The sequence below is a fragment of the Pontibacter pamirensis genome, from assembly GCF_010015475.1.
GTDB lineage: Bacteria > Bacteroidota > Bacteroidia > Cytophagales > Hymenobacteraceae > Pontibacter > Pontibacter pamirensis.
Genome location: NZ_SSNI01000004.1, coordinates 69,668 through 91,875 on the forward strand (window position 1 = coordinate 69,668; position 22,208 = coordinate 91,875).

The following is a 22,208-nucleotide window of genomic DNA, read 5'->3' on the forward strand; positions in this document are numbered from 1 at the left end:
GCCTTTCTTTTTATATATGATTTTTCTACAAAACCATCTTTTGTAGTTTTCAGTCCCAGCCGGGCGCTCTTTATATAACTCTCAAAACTTAAAGGATTAAAGCCCCAGAGGAGCAGTCTTTTTAGTATACTATAACAGGTTACTCCTCTGGAGCTATAAATAGAACATGTTTTATATCTTAACACAAGTCGTCCCGCTGAGACTCTTTTCTTAACCTCAGTTTATTTCAATGAAGCTGCACTATCGCTTTCTGCGCAACTGGATGTATACCGGGAAATGGTCGCTGTAGCCGCCCAAGTAGAGGTTGCCGGAGAAGGTGCGGTTTGGGGTGCCTCTGTACTTACCGAACATGTGTTTGATAAAGTCTGGATTATAAATACCAGCGGAGCCCCGCACATATTGCAGCCCCGCCTCGTCATTCAGCAATGCTTTTGATACCAGGATTTGGTCCAGCATCTGGAGATTTCCCTGGCTGGCATAGGAGCCAAAGCCGTTAACAAATGGCAGGTAATGCGTGTTGAACAGTTCTTCTTCATAAGAAGGATCTGGTCGTCCGGTAGCCTGCAGCACCTGTTTTAGGACAGCAGCGTCAGGTTCTGTGTTGAAATCTCCTAGTATGATGATCTTAGCGTTTTCATCAGCAGCTTGTTGCTGGTCTATCTGCTGGCGTAGTGTTTTTGCAGCACTACGTAGCCGGCTATCATCCTGCTTACCAGCCTTAGTCCGGCTGCGGGGAGGCCAGTGGGTGACGTATATTGTTACCAATTCACCTCTAAGTTCTCCTTTTACCTGTAGAATGTCACGTGAATTGTAGTTTGCGCCAAAGTTTATAGGAATGGATTTGGTGAAAGTGGGTTTGAAATGTTTAGGCTGATAGATTAGCGCAACATCCATGCCTTGGTTATCTGGCATATCATGGTGGACAATGCCATAGTCAAACTTTTTTAGAAGAGGAGTATTCACCAGTTCTTCTACCACTTGCTTGTTTTCTACTTCGGCAAGGCCAACTATAGCCGGGCCTCCTTTGCCTCCAATACTGGCTATAACGGACGCTATGTTCTCCATTTTATTGTTATAGCGCTCCTGTGTCCATTGCTTGGCACCCGTGGGGGTATAGGCGTCATCTGCGGTTTGAGGATCGTTGTTTGTGTCGAAGAACTCCTCCGAGTTATAAAAAGCAACGGTATAGAGTCTCCCTCTTTGTGAAGAGATAGGTGACCTGGAGCATCCGATAAGCAGGATAAAGGTAAAAAAAAGGGAGAGGGTTTTAATTCCGTGGTGCATCGTGTAACTTTGTGCTCATATATCTGAATAAGAATATTACGAGATTCATACACTATAAAGTTTAAAAATTGAGCAAATGAAAAAATCTGAAATATATTTTAGTATTGCCTTAGATGATAATCGTGTACCGGAAGCCATCAGCTGGCGTGCCACGGATGCCGGAGATAAGATACATTTTGCCAAAGCCATCAACATCTCCCTCTGGGACAGAGACGAGGCGGGTACCATGAAGATAGACTTGTGGACGAAGGATATGCCGGTGGATGAGATGAAGTATTTTTACATTGATACCATGGGGGCTATGGCACAAAGCATTGCCACTGCTACCAGCGACCAGGTAATGGCAAAAAAAATACAGGCGCTCTGCGAAGAACTGATGACGCATGTAGAGCAGGAACGTCAGCAGAACGACAAGCAGTAGGCATAAAACCACAGCGCCTTCCCGAAACCGGGGAGGCGCTGTGGTTTATACTAATGTGCTTAATGTACTAACGAAATTATTTTGCCCCTGTACTAGCTGTAGCTTCACCGAAATTTTCTTCCTGTTCAGCATTGGCAGTAAACTCTTTGTCCATAGCCGTATAGTCTTTGCGAAGGCCGAAATAGTCGTTATACTGCACTGTACTTAATACGTTTTCGAGAAAGCGATCCCGCTGTGCGTATACTTTGTTGCTTAGTGCGTCAATTTTTGACTGGTTGCCAGCATTTTCCTCTTCTATAGCGGTAATCTGCTCTGCAACCTTCAAATTAATTTCTCTTATCTTATTTGACTGATAATTATTTAGATGCAACCCGCGAATCATCTGATCTGACAGATGTTTCGCTCTAGAACTTGCCAAAGTTTTAGACGATTTGTCGCCAGGGGCTTTTGCAGCCATTTTAGTTCCGGCGGCATTCGTCGCTAAAGTTGAACCAAACATCATACAAGCCATTACCAATACTTTTTTCATTGTCATGTCCTTCCTTTTTGATTGTTTAGTTGTCTTCTTCTTGTTTATACGTAAATCAAGTAGGTTTAGATAGGAGCAGAGGCTGTATAAGTTTATATTAGCTGTTGGAGCGCCGCAGGAGGTACATTAAAAGAGGCTGGTGTGGTAAAGCGGCATCCATAAACATCAAAGCCGCTCCTGGAAAGGAGCGGCTTTGATGTTTAAATTTCAGTAAAACTAAAGATTAATCCTTGCTTGCATGGAGATTAGTTGATACTTACTGTTCGTGATGAGCCTGATGCAGTCTCGGATGATGCTACACCGTTACCACCACGTGATTTGTTGGTGTCACTCATAAATTGTCTGTCAAGAGCTACCAGGTTCTTGCGGTCACCAAAATATTCGTTATACTGTACAGTACTCAGTACGTTTTCTAACTTTAGATCACGTTCGGCACATACGCCGTTACATAGTTCATTTATTTTCTCCTGATTGCCTGCATACTGCTTCTCAATAGCTAACATTTGCTTGGCAACATCAAGGTTTATCTCGTTTACTTTTGTTGACTGATAGTTATTCAGTCGCAAATCCCGAATCATCTCATGGGAAAGGTTTGTAGCTCTCTCCTGTGCTGAAATTCCTGGTGTGTCTTGTGCCGAAGCTGCGAATGCTCCACTGAATACCATGCAAGTCAATATCAATAGCTTTTTCATAATTTATTTCTTTCTGTAGTTTTAAGTTTGGTTTAATTGCTTTTGTAAACAACGCAGCTTATTGTTAAAAAATTCAAGCTTAGTTGTATCATTGTAACGCCTAATATAGTGCAGATATTATGCCAGAAAAGCCGTTTTTTAGCTAAAAAACGGCTTTTCTGGCATAAATTAGTAAAATTTACCACTCATTCTTCCACATCATAGACTCAACAGGCCTGGTGGTGCGGTTATTGTATTTTGCGTTTTGTTTGGTGTTGTAGTAGTTCTCAATACCGCCACTTACTTCAAAATAAATAAGCTGGCCAACAGGCATGCCATAGTACACACGCACCGGGTGCGACACAGAAATTTCAAGCGTCCAGGTGTTACAGAAGCCCACATCTCCTTTGCCTGCGGTGGCGTGAATGTCTATTCCTAACCGCCCTACGCTGGACTTGCCCTCCAGGAAAGGGACATGTGCATGTGTTTCGGTATATTCCAGTGTAACGCCAAGGTATAAAGTGCCCGGCCTCAGTACATAACCCTCTTCTGGAATCTCAAAAACGTCTATTTCATTATGTTTGCGGGCATCCAGTACCTCATCTTTATAGGTTGCCAGGTATCGCCCTAAGTGCACGTCATAAGAGTTTGTACCCAGGCAGTCGCGGTTAAATGGCTCTACGAGGATGGTTCCCTTTTCAATCTCTGATAAAATCTGCTTATCTGTTAATATCATGGTGTGGCTAAAAATAGTCTGTAAAATAAGCAAATATGCTGCTATAAGACAAGGATTGTATGTGAATGCTAGGTTATTTCACCGCGCCAGGGCTGTTTTGCTGAGTATGCTATTAACCACCCTCACAGAATTATTTTAGGCTGAGAGGGAAATACAAAAGCAGCACCTGTAGTAGATGCTGCTTTTGCTGATAAGGGAAGCTCTTTTTTATAATAATCCCTGGTGCACCTCCTGAAGCGCTTCCAGGTTGGCCTGCACATATTGCGCTACCAGGTCATCTGTTACAGCTGTTGATACGAAGAGCGCTTCATACTGAGAAGGAGCAAGATAGACACCTCGTTGCAGCATGCTATTAAAATAGCGGCCAAAAAGAGCTGTGTCTGATGTCTTTGCCGTATCAAAATCAACCACTTTTTCCTGGGTAAAGAAGATGCTGAACATAGAGCCGATGCGGTTGATGGTATAGTTCAGGCCTAATTGTTGCATGTTCTGCTGCATGCCGGCTACCATTTTGGCGGAAGTTTGCTCCAACTGCGTATAGGTTTCCGGGTGCTCTTTCAAGTAAGTGAGCATCGCCATCCCTGCCGACATGGCGATAGGGTTGCCAGATAAAGTGCCTGCCTGGTAAACAGGTCCCGCTGGTGCTACATAATCCATCAGCTCCTTTTTACCACCATAGGCCCCCACCGGCATACCGCCTCCTATAATTTTGCCCAGCGTGCTCATATCAGGTGTCACACCGTATACTTCCTGCGCCCCACCCGGAGCCAGTCTAAAACCTGTCATCACCTCATCGAAAACAAGCACAATGCCTTCCTTGTCGCACAGGTCCCGCAGCCCTTTTAGGAAGTTCAGCTGTGGGGTAACAAGGCCCATGTTGCCAGCTACCGGTTCTAATATAATGGCAGCCACTTGTCCCTTATTTGCCTCTACCAGTATTTTCACAGCGTCCAGGTTATTATAAGGAGCGGTGAGTGTATCGTTGGCAGTGCCTTTGGTTACGCCCGGACTATCCGGAACACCTAAAGTAATGGCACCGCTACCTGCTGAAATCAGAAAAGAGTCGCCGTGGCCGTGGTAGCAGCCTTCAAACTTTATGATTTTATCCCTGCCGGTATAGCCGCGCGCCACCCGAATAGCAGACATGGTTGCCTCCGTACCAGAGTTCACCATGCGCACTTTCTCGATACTTGGAACCATGCTCACAATGAGCTCTGCAATTTCGATTTCCTTGCGGGTTGGGGCGCCGAAGGAGAGTGAGTCTGGAATAGCTTTCTGCACTGCCTCCTGTACCACTTCCGCGGCGTGTCCCAGAATCATAGGCCCCCAGGAGTTTATCAGGTCCAGGAATTGGTTGCCATCTTCATCAAACAAATATGGTCCTTTGGCGGAGACCATGAATCTAGGATTACCTCCAACGGCTCTAAAAGCTCTGACAGGGGAGTTGACACCCCCCGGAATGCTGTTTTGTGCCCGTTGGAACAGCTCGTTGCTTACTTGTGCTTTTATCATAAGTAATTAATGTCAAAATGAGTTTGAATTAAAGAACAGGATTGACAACAGTAAGTTGTAAGTTCTCTAATTTAGTAATGGGTACATACTGGTTATCAGGATGTACTTCGCTTTTGTTGTTAGAATCAGTATAGCTCATGCCCGGGTAAAATACTCCTAACCTGGAACCGGACTGCGCCAGCTGCTGATTAAACTGCGGACCGTGGTTCTTGAGCATTGTGCCAAAGTAGTACAACATCTCAAAGCCTGCATAAGCATAAATAGACGGCGGAAGGTTATACTGGCTGATATACTGTTTCCTAAACCAATCGTTGAGCGGGTTCAGCTTGTTCACGTACTTTGGGCTGATGAAGAACACCTCCAGGTCGTCGAGCTGCCGCAGGCTAATCTGATTTATATCCAGCCATTTATCGTATGTGACAAGGGGCAGCGTACGTGCCTTGCCCTGCAGGAGGCTTGTTGTGTTTACGGCTGCTGTCATTTTATCTGAGAAAACCGCCATATGACCTGCATTCTCCAAATTAAGACCTCTGAACGCAGTGGCCGTAGCAGTTGTCTCACTAGACTTGATTTTGCTGAATATCCTTACCTTTCCTCCTAACTTTTCAAAATGCTGCCGGTAAAGGTTCGCAAAATTGGTGTCGTCTTTAGTGTCCTCGTAAACAATAACTGCTGTTTTAGGTGAGAAATTCTGATATGCATATGCTGCCGCCTGTTTTGCCTGTGTAGCGACAGAGGATTCAAATAAGAACACATTGCTATTGCCTTCTGCCACATCCAAATCCTGCGACAGTGGGTTGATAACGTTGATGTTGTGTTGTGCTGCAAAACGTGATGCCACCTTTGCCGTTGATTTATAGATGGGTCCGATTAAAAGGCTCATTTGTTTCAGCTCCGTCATGTCTAGCACCCTTTTCAAGCTCATGGTATCGGCGCTGGTGTCGTAAGTAAACAGGTTAATGTCTATTCCCTGCTTCTGCAGCGAATCCTGCGCTAGCTTCATGCCAGCATACATATCTGTTACAAACTGACTTTTACGGGCAGTCTGCTGTAAATCCTGGTTCAGCTGAAAGGGGAGAAGCAAAGCTACATTATATTCCTGTCCACGCAGTACATTGGGATTTAGATAACGGCTACGGTCTAAGTTGTGCCTAGCAACCAAGTTCTCCAGCCTCTGGCGATCCTGCGGTCGGTACCATCCTCCGATGAGCTTATCAGCATACACTTGTGCTACTGTTTTATCATCTTGGTAACGCTGCACCAGGCGCTCAAAAGTCGCTTTATCATTTAGGCTGTTAAGGTAAAACCGCTTCAGGCCTTCCGCATCACTTGCCAAAGCGCTACCTTTTAATTCCTGAAGTTTGCTCAGCGCCCGCTCATAGTCTCCCTGCTCAAATAAGACGTTTGCCAGCAGGTAATCTGCATCAGCCATTCCGCGCCAGTTCGGGTGCTGGTTTTGAAGCTGCAGCAGCATCTGGTATGCTTCGTCGGGCTTGTTGTTCTTTAAGGCCGATAAGGCATAAAAATAAGAAGCTTCCGGTGCATAAGGGCTATTGCTGCCAGTTAGAGGCAAAAGCTCAGCCATTGCCAAGTCATACCGCTGCTGCTGCAGGAGTATCTTGCCATTGTTATAGTTTGTGCTGGCATCCTGTACCTGCGCATGCGCCGGCATAGCCAGCGCCCCAAGCAGCAATAGGCCAGCGGCTTTATTCCAAAAGCTTTGATTCATATCTTTATATGATGAAGGAGAAGAGACAAAGGATGAATGACAAGTTTCTGAACTTATCTTTCCTCCTTTGTCGAAATGTCTTTCTTCTTAACGTTATTCCCACTCAATAGTAGCAGGTGGTTTAGAGCTGATGTCATACACCACGCGGTTAACGCCTTTTACCTTGTTAATAATTTCATTAGAAACATCTGCCAGGAACTCGTACGGTAAACGGCACCAATCGGCTGTCATACCATCCACACTTGTTACGGCACGAAGCGCCACCACATGCTCATAGGTACGTTCGTCGCCCATTACACCCACTGATTGTACCGGTGTAAGGATAGCTCCTGCCTGCCATACCTCATCGTACAATCCGGCGCTTTTCAGGCTGCTGATAAAGATGTGATCCACTTGCTGCAGGATGTATACTTTCTGCGGTGTAATGTCGCTCAGGATGCGGATAGCCAGGCCAGGTCCAGGGAAGGGGTGGCGGCCGATGATTGTTTCCTCTATCTTCAGCGTTCTTCCTACTAAACGCACTTCATCCTTGAATAGCGTGTTCAGCGGCTCTACTACCTGCAACTTCATAAAATCTGGCAGGCCACCAACGTTGTGGTGCGACTTGATAGTGGCAGACGGACCGTTTACGCTGAGGGATTCGATAACGTCAGGGTAAATGGTACCCTGCGCCAGCCACTTCACGTCCTCTATCTGGTGTGCCTCATCGTCAAAAACTTCTATAAAGGTTCTGCCAATGGCTTTACGCTTCAGCTCCGGATCTCTTATACCTTCTAAAGCGGCATAAAATCTGTCTTTCGCATCCAGGCCTTTCACGTTTAAGCCCATGTGCTTGTAAGAGTCGAGCACGGTTTCGAACTCGTCTTTGCGGAGCAGGCCGTTATCTACAAAGATGCAGTACAGGTTTTTGCCAACTGCCTGGTGAATCAGCATGGCCGCCACACTGGAGTCAACCCCTCCGGACAAGCCCAGTACAACTTTGTCGTTACCTATCTTCTCCTGCAGCTGTGCAACAGTGCCTTCCACAAATTGTTCTGCCGTCCAGTCTTGCTGGCAGCCGCAAATGTGCACCACGAAATTGCGAAGCAGCGTTTTCCCTTCATCGGAGTGTGTTACCTCCGGGTGGAACTGGATGCCATAGGTTTCCTGGCCACGCAGCTTGTAGGCTGCCACGCGCACACTTGGTGTGCTGGCAATAACTTCAATGTTATCCGGAACCTCTTTAATAGTGTCTCCATGCGACATCCACACCACGGAACCAAGTGTAAGTTCTTTCAGCAGGCGGTCTGCGTTATGCAGTTCGCTGAGGCGGGCACGACCATACTCCCGGATAGTAGATGGCGTTACGTCTCCACCATGCTCGTGGGCAATGAGCTGCGCACCATAACATACACCCAAAACTGGCTGCTTGCCGAGGTACTGGCTTAAATCTAAGGTAGGGTGCTCTTCGTCACGTACCGAGCAGGGGCTGCCCGAGAATATAACACCCTTTACTTCATCTGTAAGGGGTGGCACATTATTGAAAGGGTATATTTCGCAATATACATTTAGCTCGCGCACCCTTCTGGCAATTAGTTGGGTGTATTGGGAGCCAAAATCGAGAATGAGAATTTTTTCTGGCATGTGCAAAGGTAAGGTGCTTTTACAGTTTTTGCCAATTTTATTAGATATATGCATCAGCTGAAGAAAGTAGCCGGCAAGGAAGAGTTTTGAAATGGGTGTATTTTGCATCAAGCGCTGGCTGGTTGTTTGATAAGAGCTTGTGCTAAGTTTTTTATTTACTAAAGCTGTTGATGCTGAATAAAATAGCTTTTAGAGGGAAAGAAATCTGTGTTATTTTAACTGGTGTATTTGCACTGAATATCTTTTTTAGTACCTTTGCATTGGCAAATCGGCACGGCCAGCTCCCGCCGAACTCCCCCAGGACCGGAAGGTAGCAAGGGTAGGCGGTTGAGCGGCGCGATGTCGGTTTGCCACTTTTTTTCCCTATCCTGAAGCTTTAGGCTTTCTCCAAAATTCCCACTGTTTACTTTCCTGATTCTCGATTAATGCGTTAGATTTGTGAATAAATCAACACACAAGCATTATGAAATTTTTTATTGACACCGCTAACCTGCAAGACATACAGGAAGCATCTGACTTAGGCGTTTTGGATGGTGTAACCACCAATCCTTCCCTAATGGCAAAAGAAGGCATTTTCGGCCATGATAACGTGATGGCGCACTACAAGAAAATCTGCGAGATTGTAGACGGCGACATTAGCGCTGAAGTTATTGCAACAGACTTCGATGAGATTGTACGGGAAGGAGAGGCCTTAGCTGACCTGCACCCTAACATCGTTGTAAAAGTGCCGATGATTCGTGAAGGAATAAAAGCTATTCGTTACTTCAGTGACAAAGGCATCAAAACTAACTGTACGTTGGTATTCTCTGCCGGTCAGGCTTTACTAGCTGCAAAAGCGGGTGCTACGTATGTTTCTCCTTTTGTAGGCCGTTTGGATGACGTGTCAACGAACGGATTGAATCTTATAGAGCAAATCGTGCAGATTTACGATAATTACGGATACCAGACAGAAGTACTGGCAGCCTCTGTTCGCCACGTGATGCACCTGGTGCAGTGTGCTGAAATTGGAGCAGACGTAGTAACATGCCCATTGTCTGTTATCACAGGCCTGCTGAAGCACCCTTTAACGGACAGCGGACTGGCAACATTCCTCTCTGATCACGCCAAAGGAAACAAGTAATCCAATTATGAATGATGAATTATGAATTATAAATGGTTGGAGGGCATAACCTTCTGAACGTTTATGAATTCATAATTCATATTTTCTAATTCATAATTCAAATAGATGTACATCATCAAAGTAAAGGGCAAAGCCAAAATACCGGATTATATCCAGCTGCGGGACAGTAATTTTGTGCTGATTGCTTATTTTAGAGCTGACCGCCCGCTCAAGAACCTGGACCGGTATGGGCTGGAAGGAAAGGAAGATGCCTTAGCAGCCGTTATCGCATCTCTTGATTTTGGCAAGCTTCAGAAGTTAGAAATTTAGTTTTATGAGTTTTTCCTCTACCCCTGTGGTATCGCTGCGCGATGTGGCCGTCTTTCAGGACGTGAACACTATTCTCAGTAATGTCAGTTTTGATGTTGAAAAAGGGGAATTTGTGTACCTGGTAGGTCGTACCGGAAGTGGCAAAAGCTCGCTTCTTAAAACCCTTTATGCGGACCTGCCACTTCTGGCAGGCCACGGATCTGTCGCTGACTTCAAGCTGACGAAACTGCCCCGCAAGCAGGTGCCTTACCTGCGCCGCAAAATCGGCATTATCTTTCAGGATTTCCAGCTACTTTTTGATCGCTCAGTGGCAGAGAACCTTACTTTTGTACTACGTGCTACTGGCTGGAAAGACAAGTCCAGAATAAAGCAGCGTATTTCAGAAGTCTTGATGCGTGTTGGCCTTGATGCCGCAGCCAGCAGAATGCCACATCAGCTTTCTGGTGGTGAGCAGCAGCGCATTGTCATTGCTCGGGCCCTGCTTAATGAGCCTGTCATCTTATTTGCCGATGAGCCTACCGGTAACCTCGACCCAATGGTAGCCGATGGCATCATGACACTTTTCTCAGAGATCAACAACAGCGGCACAGCCATTCTGATGGCTACACATAATTACGAAATCATCAAACGTTATCCGAAGCGTGTCCTGAAGTGTGTAGAAGGCAAAGTGCTCGACTCACAGGTGCAGGAGTTTAATTTGATAAACGGATTCTGAAACACTATTTCCCCCAAGCCCTTTGTTGTAATTAGCCTCTTATAGTTGGCTGACACACAGATAGTATAAGACACACAGATAGTATAATATAAGTAAGTATTCTGAAAGATGACTCGGCAGCGGCAGGAAAGTGACGCTGCAATATCCTGCAACTACTGTATGTTATACTGAGTTCTTAGCTCTCTATAACGTTCCTGGGCTTGTTCAATGGTAATGGTTGTCTGCTGTGGTATTTCTGCCTGCAGGCTTCTGTAGCGGTTGTTCAGGGAAGTCCACCATCCTTCAACCATTTCCCAATCGCGCCCTTCATAATTCTGTCCGTTCTCGGCAACGGTGTCTACAAAGCGCTGGTAAGTTTCAGCAATATTGTTCTGGGTTATTTCACTTAAGTCGTTTTGAGTTATTTCCACCCCTAGCAGTTCCCTTCGTAGCCTGTACCTTCTGTTAGCGTCATCATACTGTTGTCCGCGTCTTTCAACCGCCTGATTATACCTGTTCTCGAGGTCCAAAATCTCCTGACGCTGCTCTTCTGAGTATTGGTCTTGGTTTTGCTCCACCGCCTGTAGCCGCTGATTAAACTGCTGCTGCATGTTTTCTTTCATCGCTTCCCATTCCGCACTGTCATATGTTTCCGACTCTATAGCCCGCAATTCTGTTTCTGTGAGCGACTCCCGCTCAATGTCTGTCACAAACGTTTGGTAATCTTCATAGACTACATCGGTTTCCGCTGTCTGTTGTTCATTTTCTGAGTTGCAGGATATCAGCAGTGGCAGGCAAAGAGTAAGTGTTAGGGTTTTAATTTTGTGAAGCATAAAATATTTTTTATGGATGATATTTAGTAACGCATCTTAAACATCATGGTTACGTGTAGGAGGCAGAGCGGGCATTTTAAGGCTGACAAAGGAGCTGTACTGCGGTTTTGCCCCTGCAGTGCCTATATTTGTACCTGTAAAATGTAAAGGCATGGAAGACATAAAAATGGCAAATACGAAGGCCGCTTATGCGCAGCTGAAACCTGAATTGGATGCTGCCTTCAACGCTGTAATGGAAAACATGGAGTTTGTGAACGGCCCACAGGTTAGCAGTTTTGCAAATAAGCTGGAGAAATATATGCAGGTGCGCCATTCCATACCCTGTGTTCATGATACCTTTGCCCTTCATTTGGCGCTAAAAGCCTTGGAACTACCGGAAGGAGCAGAGGTTGTAATGCCTGCTTTTAATAATTCATCAGTGGCTGAAGTGGTGATGCAGTTAGGATTGAAACCTGTGTTTGCGGATGTGCTGCCAGATTCATTTACCTTAGACCCTGCGGCCGTAGAAAAAGTTATTACGCCAGCCACTTCCGCCATTGTACCGGTACACCTGTTTGGGCAGTGCGCGCCGATGAATGCTTTCATGGCAATGGCACAGGAGCATAAACTGTGGGTGGTAGAGGATGCAACACAATCCTTAGGAGCCTTTTATGCGGAACCTGGTAAGCAGGCAGCTAAAAGCGGGAGTATCGGGCACATAGGTGTCACTTCCTTTTTCCCGACCAAACCTTTACCCGATACAGGAGAAGCAGCAGCGCTGTTTACAAATGATGCAACACTTGCAGAAAGGATTCAATATTTAACTCAGCCTGAAATATCGGTTACAGGCAGCATTAGCGGTGCAGCACTGGACACTTTACAGGCGGCGATGCTGGAGGTGAAAATCAAAATAATGGATTCCTTCAACAGGAAGAGGGAAGGAGTAGCCCATTTTTATGATGATGCCTTCGCTGATACGGAACTGGTGCAGGCACCTGTTCGGTCGCCCTACAGTACGCATGTGTATCATCAGTACACTATTAAGGTGGCCCCTGAATTAAGAGATGGGTTACAGATTTACCTGCGGGACAATCATATCCCAAGTGTGGTGTATTACCCAAAGCCCCTGCATCTGCAGCAAACGTTCGTTTCTTTGAACAATAAGCCGGGTGATTTTCCTGTATCAGAAAAGCTAGCCCAAAGTGTGCTGTCGCTGCCTATGCACACAGAGTTGAAACAGGACCAGTTGGAATATATTTGCCACCACGTGCTGAACTATGTTCATCGCCAAGCCTAAAGTTGCTGCTCTTTATATAGGCCGCATTAAGATGGTTTATTAATAAAACAGTAGCTTACATGTAAAACATTTAACTAGAGCTTCCAGCCAGTAAAGCCAAAAATCACCTTCTTCAGCCATGCGTTCATTTCCGGGTATATATTTAAGCCGATGCTCAGGCCACCATATATAACTGTGATCAGGAGGGAGCGCACTACCATATCAACAAACACATTCTGTAGATACGGCACCAGGTATGAGACACCTAATGCAACAGCTGCTATTACTACAATTTGAGCCGAACTCCACGTAAAGGGCTGTATTTTATAAATGAACTGCACAAAGAAAAGGCGGGTAAGATTCATGAAAACATAGGACAGCATGGAGGCAAGCGCTGCCCCGTTGATGCCGTAGAGTGGAATAAAGTACCAGTTCGTACCGACAGTAAGTATGGCCAGCACAATGTTAAAGCCAAGGTCCCAGCGAAACTTATCAGAAGTCGCTAAAATCACACCGTTCAGGCTGGTTGCCAAATCCACTATACGGGCAAAGGAGAGAAAAAGAACCACATACTTCCCTGCACGGTATGTCTCCGGCATAAAAGAAAAGAGATTGTCAATGTTCGCCCATATACCTATGAAGAGCAGCAGTCCCACTATCAGGTTCACCATCGTCACGTGCCTGTACAGATTCTCCATTCCCTCCATGTTTTTTTCTTTCCAGAAATCGGCCACCTGAGGGGAGGCAATTTTGAGAATAGACCTTGCCGGCACCATAATAGCGCTTGTCATAAAAAAGGCCGTGGTGTAGATGCCATTGGCACTCAGGCTATAGGCACTGATCATGACCTGGTCAATGGTGGTGATGATGGTGGTAGAGAGATTTCCAAGAAATGTGAAAAAACCATAGTATAGCATCTCCCGCATCGGGATTATACGCAGACCCGTCCAGGAGGGGCGCAGGTAAAGCTGTTTCAGCCAGATGGTATACGCCACCAGTACCAATGCGCCTACCGAGTTAATAATAATGTACAGCAGCACGAACTGCCGAAAATCCATCACGCCCAATGCGTATATAGCTATTAGGAGCGTGGTAAGAATACGAAGCAGGAAGTCCTGCACAAAAGAGGAAACAATGGTTTTGTACAAAGACCGCAGATACGCTGTGAACATGTTGTACAGCAGCGTGAAAAGTGCCAGCGGAATAATGTAGTAATAATAATCAAGGATCAGCGGCGACTTCTCTTCGTAGTAATTTATTACGGAAGGCTTCAGCAGCAGGTAAATACCCGTTGCTACGGCAAAACCCAGTACAGGTACTGCTAACAGCAGGAAGAGAAAGCCGTTGTGCTGTTGCGCTTTGTCCCGGAAATAAGGGAAATAGCGGGTACTCATGTTCACAAACCCCAGTGCTGAGAACTGCGCAAACATAACTGATATGGTGAGCAGGAGGCGCGTGAGTCCTACCTCTGCTTCATCCAGGAAGTTGGGGAAAAGCAGGATGGTATTCACATAGCCGATAAAGATACCGGCGTACGAGATGGTGGTGTTCCAGATACCTTCGCGCTGTAATTTCCTCATTAAAAAAGCTCAGAACTACAAAGGTAGCGGATTCTGGTTATTGTGGTTTAGTAAAAAATGACAGAAACAGGATTGTGCTTTTTGTTGGTGAGCCCCAAATTTACCTTATAACCTCTACCCACCCTTTAAATACTTTTTGCGTGCGACTGCTGGTTAGATGATAATAATATATCCCTGTTGGCACAGCTGTTGCTGACCAGCTGTTATCGTACCGGTTATTTTGGTATACAGGTTTACCCCAGCGGTTAAACACTTGCAGTTCCAGCGAGTTTTCTTCTACTCCCTGCACCACAAAGGCATCATTCTTCCCATCGCCATTGGGAGTTAAAACGTTTGGAATGAGCGGGCATTCGTCACGTTTGATTGTAAACTGATGTAAGTAAGTACAACCATCTACCGTTATTACAACACTGTTATCAGCCGAAGCGCTTACAATGATGCTTGGAGTTGTCCTGCCGTTGCTCCAAAGATAAGAGGCTCCTGTTGTGGTGGCATCAAGAGTGACAGATTCACCGTAACAAGCAAACACTTCTGTCTGGAAACCGAATTCAGGTTCCTTGGCGATCGAAACAACAACCTCATCTATCGAGAAGCAACCTGTTGGTGTGACTACCTTCACCCAGTATGTACCCTCAGTTGTTACATTAATGGTTGGAGTTGTTTCTCCAGTATTCCAGGTATATGAGCCCATTCCACCTGGAGCAGAAAGTACCTGTGACTCACCAGGGCACAGCGAAATATCATTGCCCAGACTAAAACTTACTGGTGAAGTGTTTGTAACATTTATAAAACCTGTTACTACACAGCTACCTTCTATTATGCTCACTTCATACCTGCCGCCTTGTGTTATTTGTATGTCTCTTGTCGTTTCTCCGGTATTCCAAAGAATTTGCCCATCACCCACATACGCCGCACTAAGTGTCGCTGTAGAGCCTGCACATACACTAGCAGGCCCACTAATTGTAACTGTGGGAGCAGCTTTACTTGTAGCAGCAAATTCGCCATAGTTTGCAGAAGAGTTATATAACATGATAGGAGATGCAGTTGTGTCTGCCACCTGACTCCAGTTTGCTACTGTGTTATCGGATCTGCGGTATAGATTGCCTCCACAGTTCATCCCGTATTGTTTGAGATAAACCTTGTATTTTTTGCTGGCGTCTCCAACTTTGAACAAGCCGTAATATTCCTCTACCTCCTGCGGTGAGTTTATACCATTTGTAGAAGAAGGCGGTAATTGAATAGAATAAAGATGGAAGCCCTGAATGGCCGGATCTACATTGGTTACTGAGAAATTAGCTATATCAGTGACCATTTCAAGAGAGGAATCCCATCTGTTTGTATACCTGTAAACGCTTCTGTCCCCAATGGGAGCCCCGGAGGTAATGGCAGCAACTGCTGGAGTAGTGTTTGTTAAAATGCCATTCATTCTAAAGGGGCTACTGTCGATAATTACTCCCCCGGCTATATTATCCAACTTCAAATAAGCAACTAAGCCAGGAGAATCAGAAGGAAGTGTTCTGCACATATTTCGCCTTATTTCCTCTTCCGTAAGTGCTCTTTTCCATAGTCTTACTTCATCGACTGATCCGGCGTAAAAGTGATTCCCAAGGTGTACATAGTAAAAGTTTCCTAATAAAAGTTTTTCTCTACTATTTAAGACAGTGTTTCTATAGCCTGTATCGAATTGGTTTTGTAATACCCCATCAACATATATTTTCCAGATTCCATCGTTTATTACTCCCGCTATATGGTGCCACTTATTGTCGGCTACAATGGAGGTTGAATATCCTGAAAGCCTATAGTTGCCTGAACCATCTCTGCCTGCCACACAGGCTTTGCCATTCTGAATGAGCAACTGAAAGCCATTTTCTGTGTCACGATCATATTTACTCATAACATGATGATGTCCCATAGAATTGGTCTTGATCCAAGCTTCTACTGTGACCTGATTTGTTATACCTCTGTTGTCATTGCTGAATTCTGCGTAATCATTAATCCCATCCAACTGTAAAGCCCCTTTAGCACCTTGAGCTGAGACAAAAGAGGGCATAAGGATTAGACAAGTGACGAAAGAAAGTGTAAAGCTATGGAGGGACTTATAAAGTTTGCACATGTAGAGTTAGAGTTTACTGCTAAAGCTGAAATACAAAGTAAACCTAAATATATAGATATTTAGGTTTCAACACTCTAAAAAACTTCTGATTAGATGCAATGCAATTTCTGAGCTTTTGCCATCATACTCTGTTGCAACAGTTGCATTATAATACTGTGCTCTTTCAAAAACCCGTGGCTTATTATTTAGATGTGAGTAAAGGGTCTGAATCATATGATCTGGTGTTTTTATTACATCCACCAAGCCATGGTTGATAAAACCGTAGTAATCATGCAGCTGCTCTTCCGGATTAAAATCATAGAAGAGGCTCCACACATTCAGCAGTACTGCTTCCAGGTGAATGCCAGAGTTGCTGCTTACTTGTACATCCAACTGCTGCAAGTAGTTAAAAACAGGTTCTGTTCGGCTGTCTGAAAGGAGAACATTGTTTGTAATAGTGAGCAGACTGGCTAAATTCCGGGTGTCGCGGGGGTGGGGGCGAAGTATGATTTTCATGTCTGGGAATGCCACAGTCAGCTTGTGTAGCAGATTTTCTACCTCCTTCAGGTCATCAAGCAGATTACACCCGATCCCAACTCTGCTTATACACCGACTGAAGTTTCGCCTGGTCACAAAAGCATCTGCTTTGGGCATCCCTATCAGCTCTACTTTCCCCTGTACCGTACCGCACTTTCTGTATTTGTCCAGAGAGTCCTGCCCCTCCAAAAGATTCAAGTCAAAGGTTAGGGGCGGAAATATAAGGCTTACACTAGAGTGTTGAATGTAAATGGTTTTGATGTCTAACGCTTTTGCCGCTAAAAGCATGGCGCGGGCGTCGGCATTATGGTCGTTGGCAAAAACAACGGCAGCAGGAGAATACTTTTGTAGCTTCCGGTAATAGATTTCATAAAACCCAATGGCGTCGTAGAGCAAATCAAAGAAGCGGAGGGTGTTTTTCTTCTTATGTGTCAGGAACTGCTGCAACAGGATGGGAAACTTGTAGTAGTAGAGCAGCTTACGTCGCAGCGAAATCCTTTCGACTGCTGCATTATACTTGCCAATATCCTTGCTCTGGCCTGCTACAAAAACAGCCTCTGGCATTCCCTTCTGCACAAACTGTAGGCTGTCGTAATTATTCTGACTCACGACATAAAGCCATACCTTACCCTGTAGTTTCCCAGGTCTCTCAACCGACTGGAGAAGATTACCATATAAACGCAACAAGGTATATCCTGCTATACGTAGCATGCGCTTCAGGGTACTTTGTGGGGAAGCAGCGTTTTTGGCGCTTTCCGGTAGGTTGTAAAACCCATCGGAGAAGTGCATGTACAAGATATTGCTATAGAGGTCGTACCACCGTTTCATGTACTACACCAAATCCCAGCTTAAAGGCGTTCCAGCTTTAATGTCCTGCTTTGCCGGCTTTCCCAATAAGTCTTCAAAGAATTTTGGAGCAAGGCCAAGTCCGGGACGAATGATGCGGATGTTCTCTCGTGTAAACATGTCACCGGCATTCACATCTTTTGCAACATAAACAGAACGCTTAAACAAACGGCTCTTTTCCTCAGCCTTTTGCACGCCATACTGCACATATCCCAGGGCTTCCCAGGCTCTTTCTGTTTCTATTACAAGAGAGCGCAACTCATCAGGTTCCAGTGAAAAAGCGGAATCTACGCCACCATCAGCCCTGCTGAGGGTGAAATGCTTTTCTATGACTGTTGCTCCCAAAGCCACAGCAGCCACGGGAACACCTATTCCCATGGTATGATCAGAAAGACCCACCTGCACGCCAAATAGATCCCGCATGTGCGGAATAGTAACTAAGTTTGTATTAGCTGGCGTAGCAGGGTAGGTGCTGGTGCATTTGAGCAGGATAAACTGCAAGCAACCTGCTGCACGGAGTACCCGCACGGCCTCATCTAACTCTGACACTGTTGCAGCCCCGGTGCTAATAATCACCGGTTTTCCTGTGGCAGCAACCTTGCGTATCAGCGGGTGATCTGTATTTTCGAATGAGGCAATCTTATAGGCAGGTGCACCTAAGCTTTCTAAAAAATCAACAGCAGTTTCATCGAAAGGAGAGGAAAAGGCCAACATACCGAGTGCCTTCGCCCGCTCGAAAATAGGTTTGTGCCACTTCCAGGGAGTATGGGCCTCTTTGTATAAGTCATATAGCTCCCGGCCTTTCCAGAGTGAAGCCTCGTCCTCAATGGTAAAAGCGCCGGGCAGCGTCATGGTGTCGGCGGTGTAGGTCTGCAGCTTAATGGCATCGGCGCCTGCGTAAGCGGCGGCATCTACTATGGCCAGTGCCCGCTCCAGCGACTGGTTGTGGTTGCCGGACATCTCCGCTATAATAAATGGCTTGTGGCGCGGCCCTACGTTGCGTCCGCCTATGTATATTTCCTGTATCATTTTGAAGGTTAATGTTTTGCCACCTGCTACTTCAATAGCAAAATGAAACGATGTGCTTCAGGGTGTTGCTTATCTGGTTGCCCATAGCTGAAGCCTGCTTTTTCAAACGAGCGTACAGAGGCAATATTCTCCCGTTGCACCAAGCCTTCTACCTGCTCTACATCTGTTCGTTGTGCTATTAGTGCCTGCATTCCTTTCTGGAGCAGGTGAAGCCCAAGTCCCTGTCCCCTAAAATCAGCGTCTATCAGGTAGCTGATTGTCGCTTTTTCTGAACTGATGTTAAAGCGTATATGTGCTACGGGCTTTCCGTTTGCTTCTGCAATATAAAGAACCGTTTGCTCATCCTCCATAACAGCTTGAAACCAACGCGTATGATTTTCTAAGGTGATGGTGTTCTGGTTAAATGAATTTTTGCGTACTTCCGGATCGCTTGCCCAATTAAAAAGTTGCATCATATCTTCCTCTGTAGCATCTCTCAGATGAAGGCTTGCCCCAAGGCTGAGTTTCCGAAACAGTTGCTTTAGCCTTACATCGCTATGGCCATCGAATTGCTGCCGCTGGGTTGCAACCTGCTCCTGGAAGAGTTTCCTGAGAGAATTATTGCTAAAAAGCTGGGGTAAATCCTCATATTCGTGAGCAACACCGCTTTCGATCAAGAAGTGATATAGAGCATCCTGGTTATCGGCTGTCTGTAACACATAAAGTATTCCTCCTACTGCGGCATATTCGTAGGCTACGCCACTTGCAGAGGTAACAGCGAAGGCACACTGCTGCATCAGGTCACGCAACTTTGCAGCTGATAGATTATGGTGCAGTGTAACTTGCTCCTTATCCTGTAACCAGGATTGAAGCTCCACTAAATGACGGTAGGCCGCACCTACCACTATATTTATGCTATGAAGGTACTTGCTCTGAACCAGTTCTTTTGCCAGGTGCAGGGTCTTATTTCCGGGGTCGGCGCCGCCTAAATTCAGAAGTAAAGCAGGTTTGCCCTCCGGTAGCACTCTTTCTGCTTTGGATGCCTTCAAGAAGGGTGGGCGAAGCAGCGCATACTTCGGCCCTAAGAGAAGCTTGGTATAAGAAATTCTGCTGTAGAGGTGAGGTTTCAAACCGCCAGCCGGGCTGATGATGGCATCCGCCTTAAAATGGTATGCTTGTATATCATCTATGCATACCAATGGGCAGCCTTTGGTTTTAATGCTTTCCTGGTATACTGTGTCGAAATAATAACCGTCGAGCACCACCATTTCCTCGGCAGAAATATAGGCGTCAAGTTCATGTATAAAACGATCTTCGGCTGGAGAACAGAGAGGAAGGTGGATTACCCCATGGCATACTTTACGGATTTGCTCCTGCAGCTCATGGCTTGGCGCCTGAATGGCAAACACACACTCAAATTCCTCGCGTAGCATGGCAGCCAGCGCAAGAGACCGTACCACATGCCCCAAGCCAATTTGACTATTGCCGTCTGCCCTGAATATTATCCGACGCTTATCATTCATTATTAGTACCTTCTGTTGCTCTTAGACTATATTTCAGCTCAGCTAACTTCCAATCACTTAAATTGTCAATATCCTGCACTTCCAACTCACTAAGCTCAATGGCGCCTGTGTTATTTGTAAAGAGCTCCTGCTTCTCCATAAAGACCTTTACGTTGAACCAGTAGAACTGTCCCGCATCGTGGAAAGAAGCAGGAAGATCCTGTGAGCGACTAAGCAGATGCTCTGGACAGTTCATCAATGCCTTGTCGCCCACCATCGTTAAGCTTCGCCAGATGGGGTAGCTGTAGCGGAGGACCGGGAAGACTGTGTGATATTGCTGAGAAGTAGTTAGTTCGAATGCCTCTTTAATAGAAGTAATCTTTACCAGCGGTGCGGTAGGGTACAGGCAGCAGCCATATTCAAAGTTTGCTCCTGCAGTTGCATACTCTTGCAGAACTTCTGTCAGAACGGAAGCGGTTGTAGCGAAATCATCTGAAGTAGCACTGCTTCTTAAAAAGGGTACATTTGCTCCATACTTTTTCGCGACTGCAGCTATTTCCTCATCGTCTGTAGAAACCATTACTTCCTCAAACAGACCGGAATGTAGCGCTGCCTCAATAGAGTAAGCTATAATTGGTTTTCCTAAGAAATCTTTAATGTTCTTGCGCGGGATACGCTTGCTGCCGCCTCGGGCAGGTATGATGGCAATATTCTTCACTTTTTTACAAACTCCTTCACCTTGTCTATAACAAAACCCTGTTCCTCCTGGGTCAGCGAGGGGTACATTGGCAGGCTGAGGCATTCTGCATAATATTGTTCTGCCTCCGGAAAGTCTCCTTTGCTGTGGCCTAGGATGCGGTAGTAGGGCATTGTGTGCACCGGAATGTAGTGCACCTGAGTGTAAATTTGGTGCTGGCGCAGGAAGTCGTACAGGCCTTTGCGATCCTGTACCCTAAACACGTACAGGTGATACGCATGACCAGTATCGCCTTCAGTGCCTAAGGCAGCTGTATTGGTCTTTAATACCTCTATTTCTTTTATCTCTTCAAAAGCTGCATCATATATCCTGGCAATGCCCTTTCTTCTAGCCAAGCCTATATCGGCACATTGTAACTGCGAAATGCCGAGTGCGCATAGCATGTCTGGTATGCGGTAATTATAGCCCAATTCCTGCATTTCCATATACCAGCCACCGTGGTTCTCTTCCATCTGGTCCGAATCGCGGGTGATGCCATGGGTGCGGAGTTGCAACAGCTTTTTGTACAGCTGCTCATCGTTCGTGGTAATCATACCGCCCTCGCCAGTGGCGATGTGCTTTACAGGGTGGAAAGAGAAAATGGCTAAGTCTGCGTACTGCCCATTGCCACAAGTTTGCTTTTTTCCATGGCTGTCGTAAAAATAACCGCCGGGGGCGTGGCAGGCATCTTCTATTATCCAAAGCCCATGGGCATCAGCCAAGGCCTTCAACTCCTCCAGATTCACCGGGTTGCCGGCAAAGTCTACCGGAATGATGCCGCTGTAATAGCCTTTGGGCTTGCTCTGCAGCAACTGCCGTACTTTAGTTATGTCCAGCAGCGCAGTGGCAGGATCGATGTCAGCGAAATCTACTGTACCGCCGCAATATCGCACACAGTTGGCAGAAGCTACAAAGGTAATGGGTGTGGTAATAACACGTGACCCTTCGTTAACACCCAAAGCCAATGCGCACAGGTGCAGTGCAGCCGTCCCATTCGATACAGCTACGGCATAGGTAGCACCAACATAATCCGCAAAAGCCTGCTCAAAAGCAGCTACTTTTGGCCCCTGGGTCAGAAAATCTGACTGCAGCGTCTCCACTACGGCTTCGATATCAGCAGCTGTAATATGCTGCCTGCCGTAAGGAATAGGCTTCTGAGTTTTGTCTTCTGAGTTTTGAGTCACAAGTGAA

The 22,208-nt window shown here is 45.9% G+C and carries 20 protein-coding genes and 1 other RNA gene; 6 read left to right on the plus strand and 15 right to left on the minus strand.

Annotated features, from left to right (window positions below; translation table 11 throughout):
* Positions 1-240 precede the first annotated feature (240 nt).
* Positions 241-1,284, minus strand: coding sequence for an endonuclease/exonuclease/phosphatase family protein (locus E1919_RS05495; protein WP_162052357.1), 1,044 nt, complete (start codon positions 1,282-1,284; stop codon positions 241-243).
* Positions 1,285-1,360: 76 nt separating this feature from the next.
* Here E1919_RS05495 and gldC point away from each other — a divergent pair, with 76 nt between their 5' ends.
* Positions 1,361-1,705: a gliding motility protein GldC gene (gene gldC / locus E1919_RS05500; RefSeq protein WP_115564352.1), complete on the plus strand. Its 345-nt coding sequence runs from the start codon at positions 1,361-1,363 to the stop codon at positions 1,703-1,705.
* A gap of 76 nt (positions 1,706-1,781) precedes the next feature.
* On the opposite strand, the gene E1919_RS05505 is transcribed toward gldC, so the two are convergent.
* The 6 genes from E1919_RS05505 to guaA all read right to left on the minus strand — a co-directional run bounded on the left by E1919_RS05505 (position 1,782) and on the right by guaA (position 8,505).
* Complete coding sequence (locus E1919_RS05505) at positions 1,782-2,240, minus strand: hypothetical protein (protein ID WP_162052358.1); 459 nt, start codon at positions 2,238-2,240, stop codon at positions 1,782-1,784.
* 239 nt (positions 2,241-2,479) lie between these two features.
* The gene (locus E1919_RS05510; protein ID WP_162052359.1) at positions 2,480-2,926 is read right to left on the minus strand and encodes a hypothetical protein; all 447 of its coding nucleotides are present in this window, start codon (positions 2,924-2,926) and stop codon (positions 2,480-2,482) included.
* 178 nt (positions 2,927-3,104) lie between these two features.
* Positions 3,105-3,641, minus strand: coding sequence for a dCTP deaminase (dcd, locus tag E1919_RS05515; RefSeq protein WP_162052360.1), 537 nt, complete (start codon positions 3,639-3,641; stop codon positions 3,105-3,107).
* A gap of 207 nt (positions 3,642-3,848) precedes the next feature.
* Positions 3,849-5,153, minus strand: a complete 1,305-nt coding sequence (gene hemL / locus E1919_RS05520) for a glutamate-1-semialdehyde 2,1-aminomutase (RefSeq protein ID WP_162052361.1) — start codon at positions 5,151-5,153, stop codon at positions 3,849-3,851.
* A 28-nt stretch (positions 5,154-5,181) separates the two neighbouring features.
* A complete protein-coding gene (locus E1919_RS05525; protein WP_162052362.1) occupies positions 5,182-6,882 on the minus strand; it encodes an ABC transporter substrate-binding protein in 1,701 nt (566 codons plus the stop codon).
* Between the two features lie 93 nt (positions 6,883-6,975).
* On the minus strand, positions 6,976-8,505 hold the full coding sequence (gene guaA, locus E1919_RS05530; protein WP_162052363.1) for a glutamine-hydrolyzing GMP synthase: 1,530 nt from the start codon (positions 8,503-8,505) through the stop codon (positions 6,976-6,978).
* 258 nt (positions 8,506-8,763) lie between these two features.
* Between guaA and ffs the strand changes: the two genes are divergently transcribed.
* The 4 genes from ffs (at position 8,764) to E1919_RS05550 (ending at position 10,649) form a co-directional block, all read left to right on the plus strand.
* An RNA gene (gene ffs / locus E1919_RS05535) (signal recognition particle sRNA small type) lies at positions 8,764-8,864 on the plus strand.
* 104 nt (positions 8,865-8,968) lie between these two features.
* Positions 8,969-9,625 (plus strand): fructose-6-phosphate aldolase, encoded by a 657-nt coding sequence (gene fsa / locus E1919_RS05540; protein ID WP_162052364.1) that lies wholly within the window; start codon positions 8,969-8,971, stop codon positions 9,623-9,625.
* Positions 9,626-9,730: 105 nt separating this feature from the next.
* Positions 9,731-9,934, plus strand: coding sequence for a fructose-6-phosphate aldolase (locus E1919_RS05545; protein WP_115564345.1), 204 nt, complete (start codon positions 9,731-9,733; stop codon positions 9,932-9,934).
* A 4-nt stretch (positions 9,935-9,938) separates the two neighbouring features.
* Positions 9,939-10,649: a cell division ATP-binding protein FtsE gene (locus E1919_RS05550; RefSeq protein ID WP_162052365.1), complete on the plus strand. Its 711-nt coding sequence runs from the start codon at positions 9,939-9,941 to the stop codon at positions 10,647-10,649.
* 152 nt (positions 10,650-10,801) lie between these two features.
* Here E1919_RS05550 and E1919_RS05555 read toward each other — a convergent pair whose 3' ends face one another.
* Complete coding sequence (locus E1919_RS05555) at positions 10,802-11,461, minus strand: hypothetical protein (protein WP_162052366.1); 660 nt, start codon at positions 11,459-11,461, stop codon at positions 10,802-10,804.
* 151 nt (positions 11,462-11,612) lie between these two features.
* Between E1919_RS05555 and E1919_RS05560 the strand changes: the two genes are divergently transcribed.
* Positions 11,613-12,737: a DegT/DnrJ/EryC1/StrS family aminotransferase gene (locus E1919_RS05560; protein ID WP_162052367.1), complete on the plus strand. Its 1,125-nt coding sequence runs from the start codon at positions 11,613-11,615 to the stop codon at positions 12,735-12,737.
* A 74-nt stretch (positions 12,738-12,811) separates the two neighbouring features.
* Here the strand turns inward: E1919_RS05560 and E1919_RS05565 are convergent, their stop codons facing one another.
* From E1919_RS05565 to pseC, 7 genes are all read right to left on the minus strand, one after another.
* A complete protein-coding gene (locus tag E1919_RS05565) occupies positions 12,812-14,296 on the minus strand; it encodes a lipopolysaccharide biosynthesis protein (protein ID WP_162052368.1) in 1,485 nt (494 codons plus the stop codon).
* 100 nt (positions 14,297-14,396) lie between these two features.
* Complete coding sequence (locus E1919_RS05570) at positions 14,397-16,346, minus strand: LamG-like jellyroll fold domain-containing protein (RefSeq protein WP_162052369.1); 1,950 nt, start codon at positions 16,344-16,346, stop codon at positions 14,397-14,399.
* Between the two features lie 129 nt (positions 16,347-16,475).
* On the minus strand, positions 16,476-17,753 hold the full coding sequence (locus E1919_RS05575) for a glycosyltransferase family protein (RefSeq protein ID WP_162052370.1): 1,278 nt from the start codon (positions 17,751-17,753) through the stop codon (positions 16,476-16,478).
* Between the two features lie 3 nt (positions 17,754-17,756).
* Positions 17,757-18,800, minus strand: coding sequence for a pseudaminic acid synthase (pseI, locus tag E1919_RS05580; RefSeq protein ID WP_162052371.1), 1,044 nt, complete (start codon positions 18,798-18,800; stop codon positions 17,757-17,759).
* A gap of 26 nt (positions 18,801-18,826) precedes the next feature.
* The gene (pseG, locus tag E1919_RS05585; protein WP_162052372.1) at positions 18,827-20,302 is read right to left on the minus strand and encodes a UDP-2,4-diacetamido-2,4,6-trideoxy-beta-L-altropyranose hydrolase; all 1,476 of its coding nucleotides are present in this window, start codon (positions 20,300-20,302) and stop codon (positions 18,827-18,829) included.
* The gene (gene pseF / locus E1919_RS05590) at positions 20,295-20,999 is read right to left on the minus strand and encodes a pseudaminic acid cytidylyltransferase (protein ID WP_162052373.1); all 705 of its coding nucleotides are present in this window, start codon (positions 20,997-20,999) and stop codon (positions 20,295-20,297) included. Before pseF ends, pseG begins: the two co-directional genes overlap by 8 nt.
* A complete protein-coding gene (gene pseC, locus E1919_RS05595; RefSeq protein ID WP_162052374.1) occupies positions 20,996-22,201 on the minus strand; it encodes a UDP-4-amino-4,6-dideoxy-N-acetyl-beta-L-altrosamine transaminase in 1,206 nt (401 codons plus the stop codon). Before pseC ends, pseF begins: the two co-directional genes overlap by 4 nt.
* Positions 22,202-22,208: the final 7 nt, after the last annotated feature.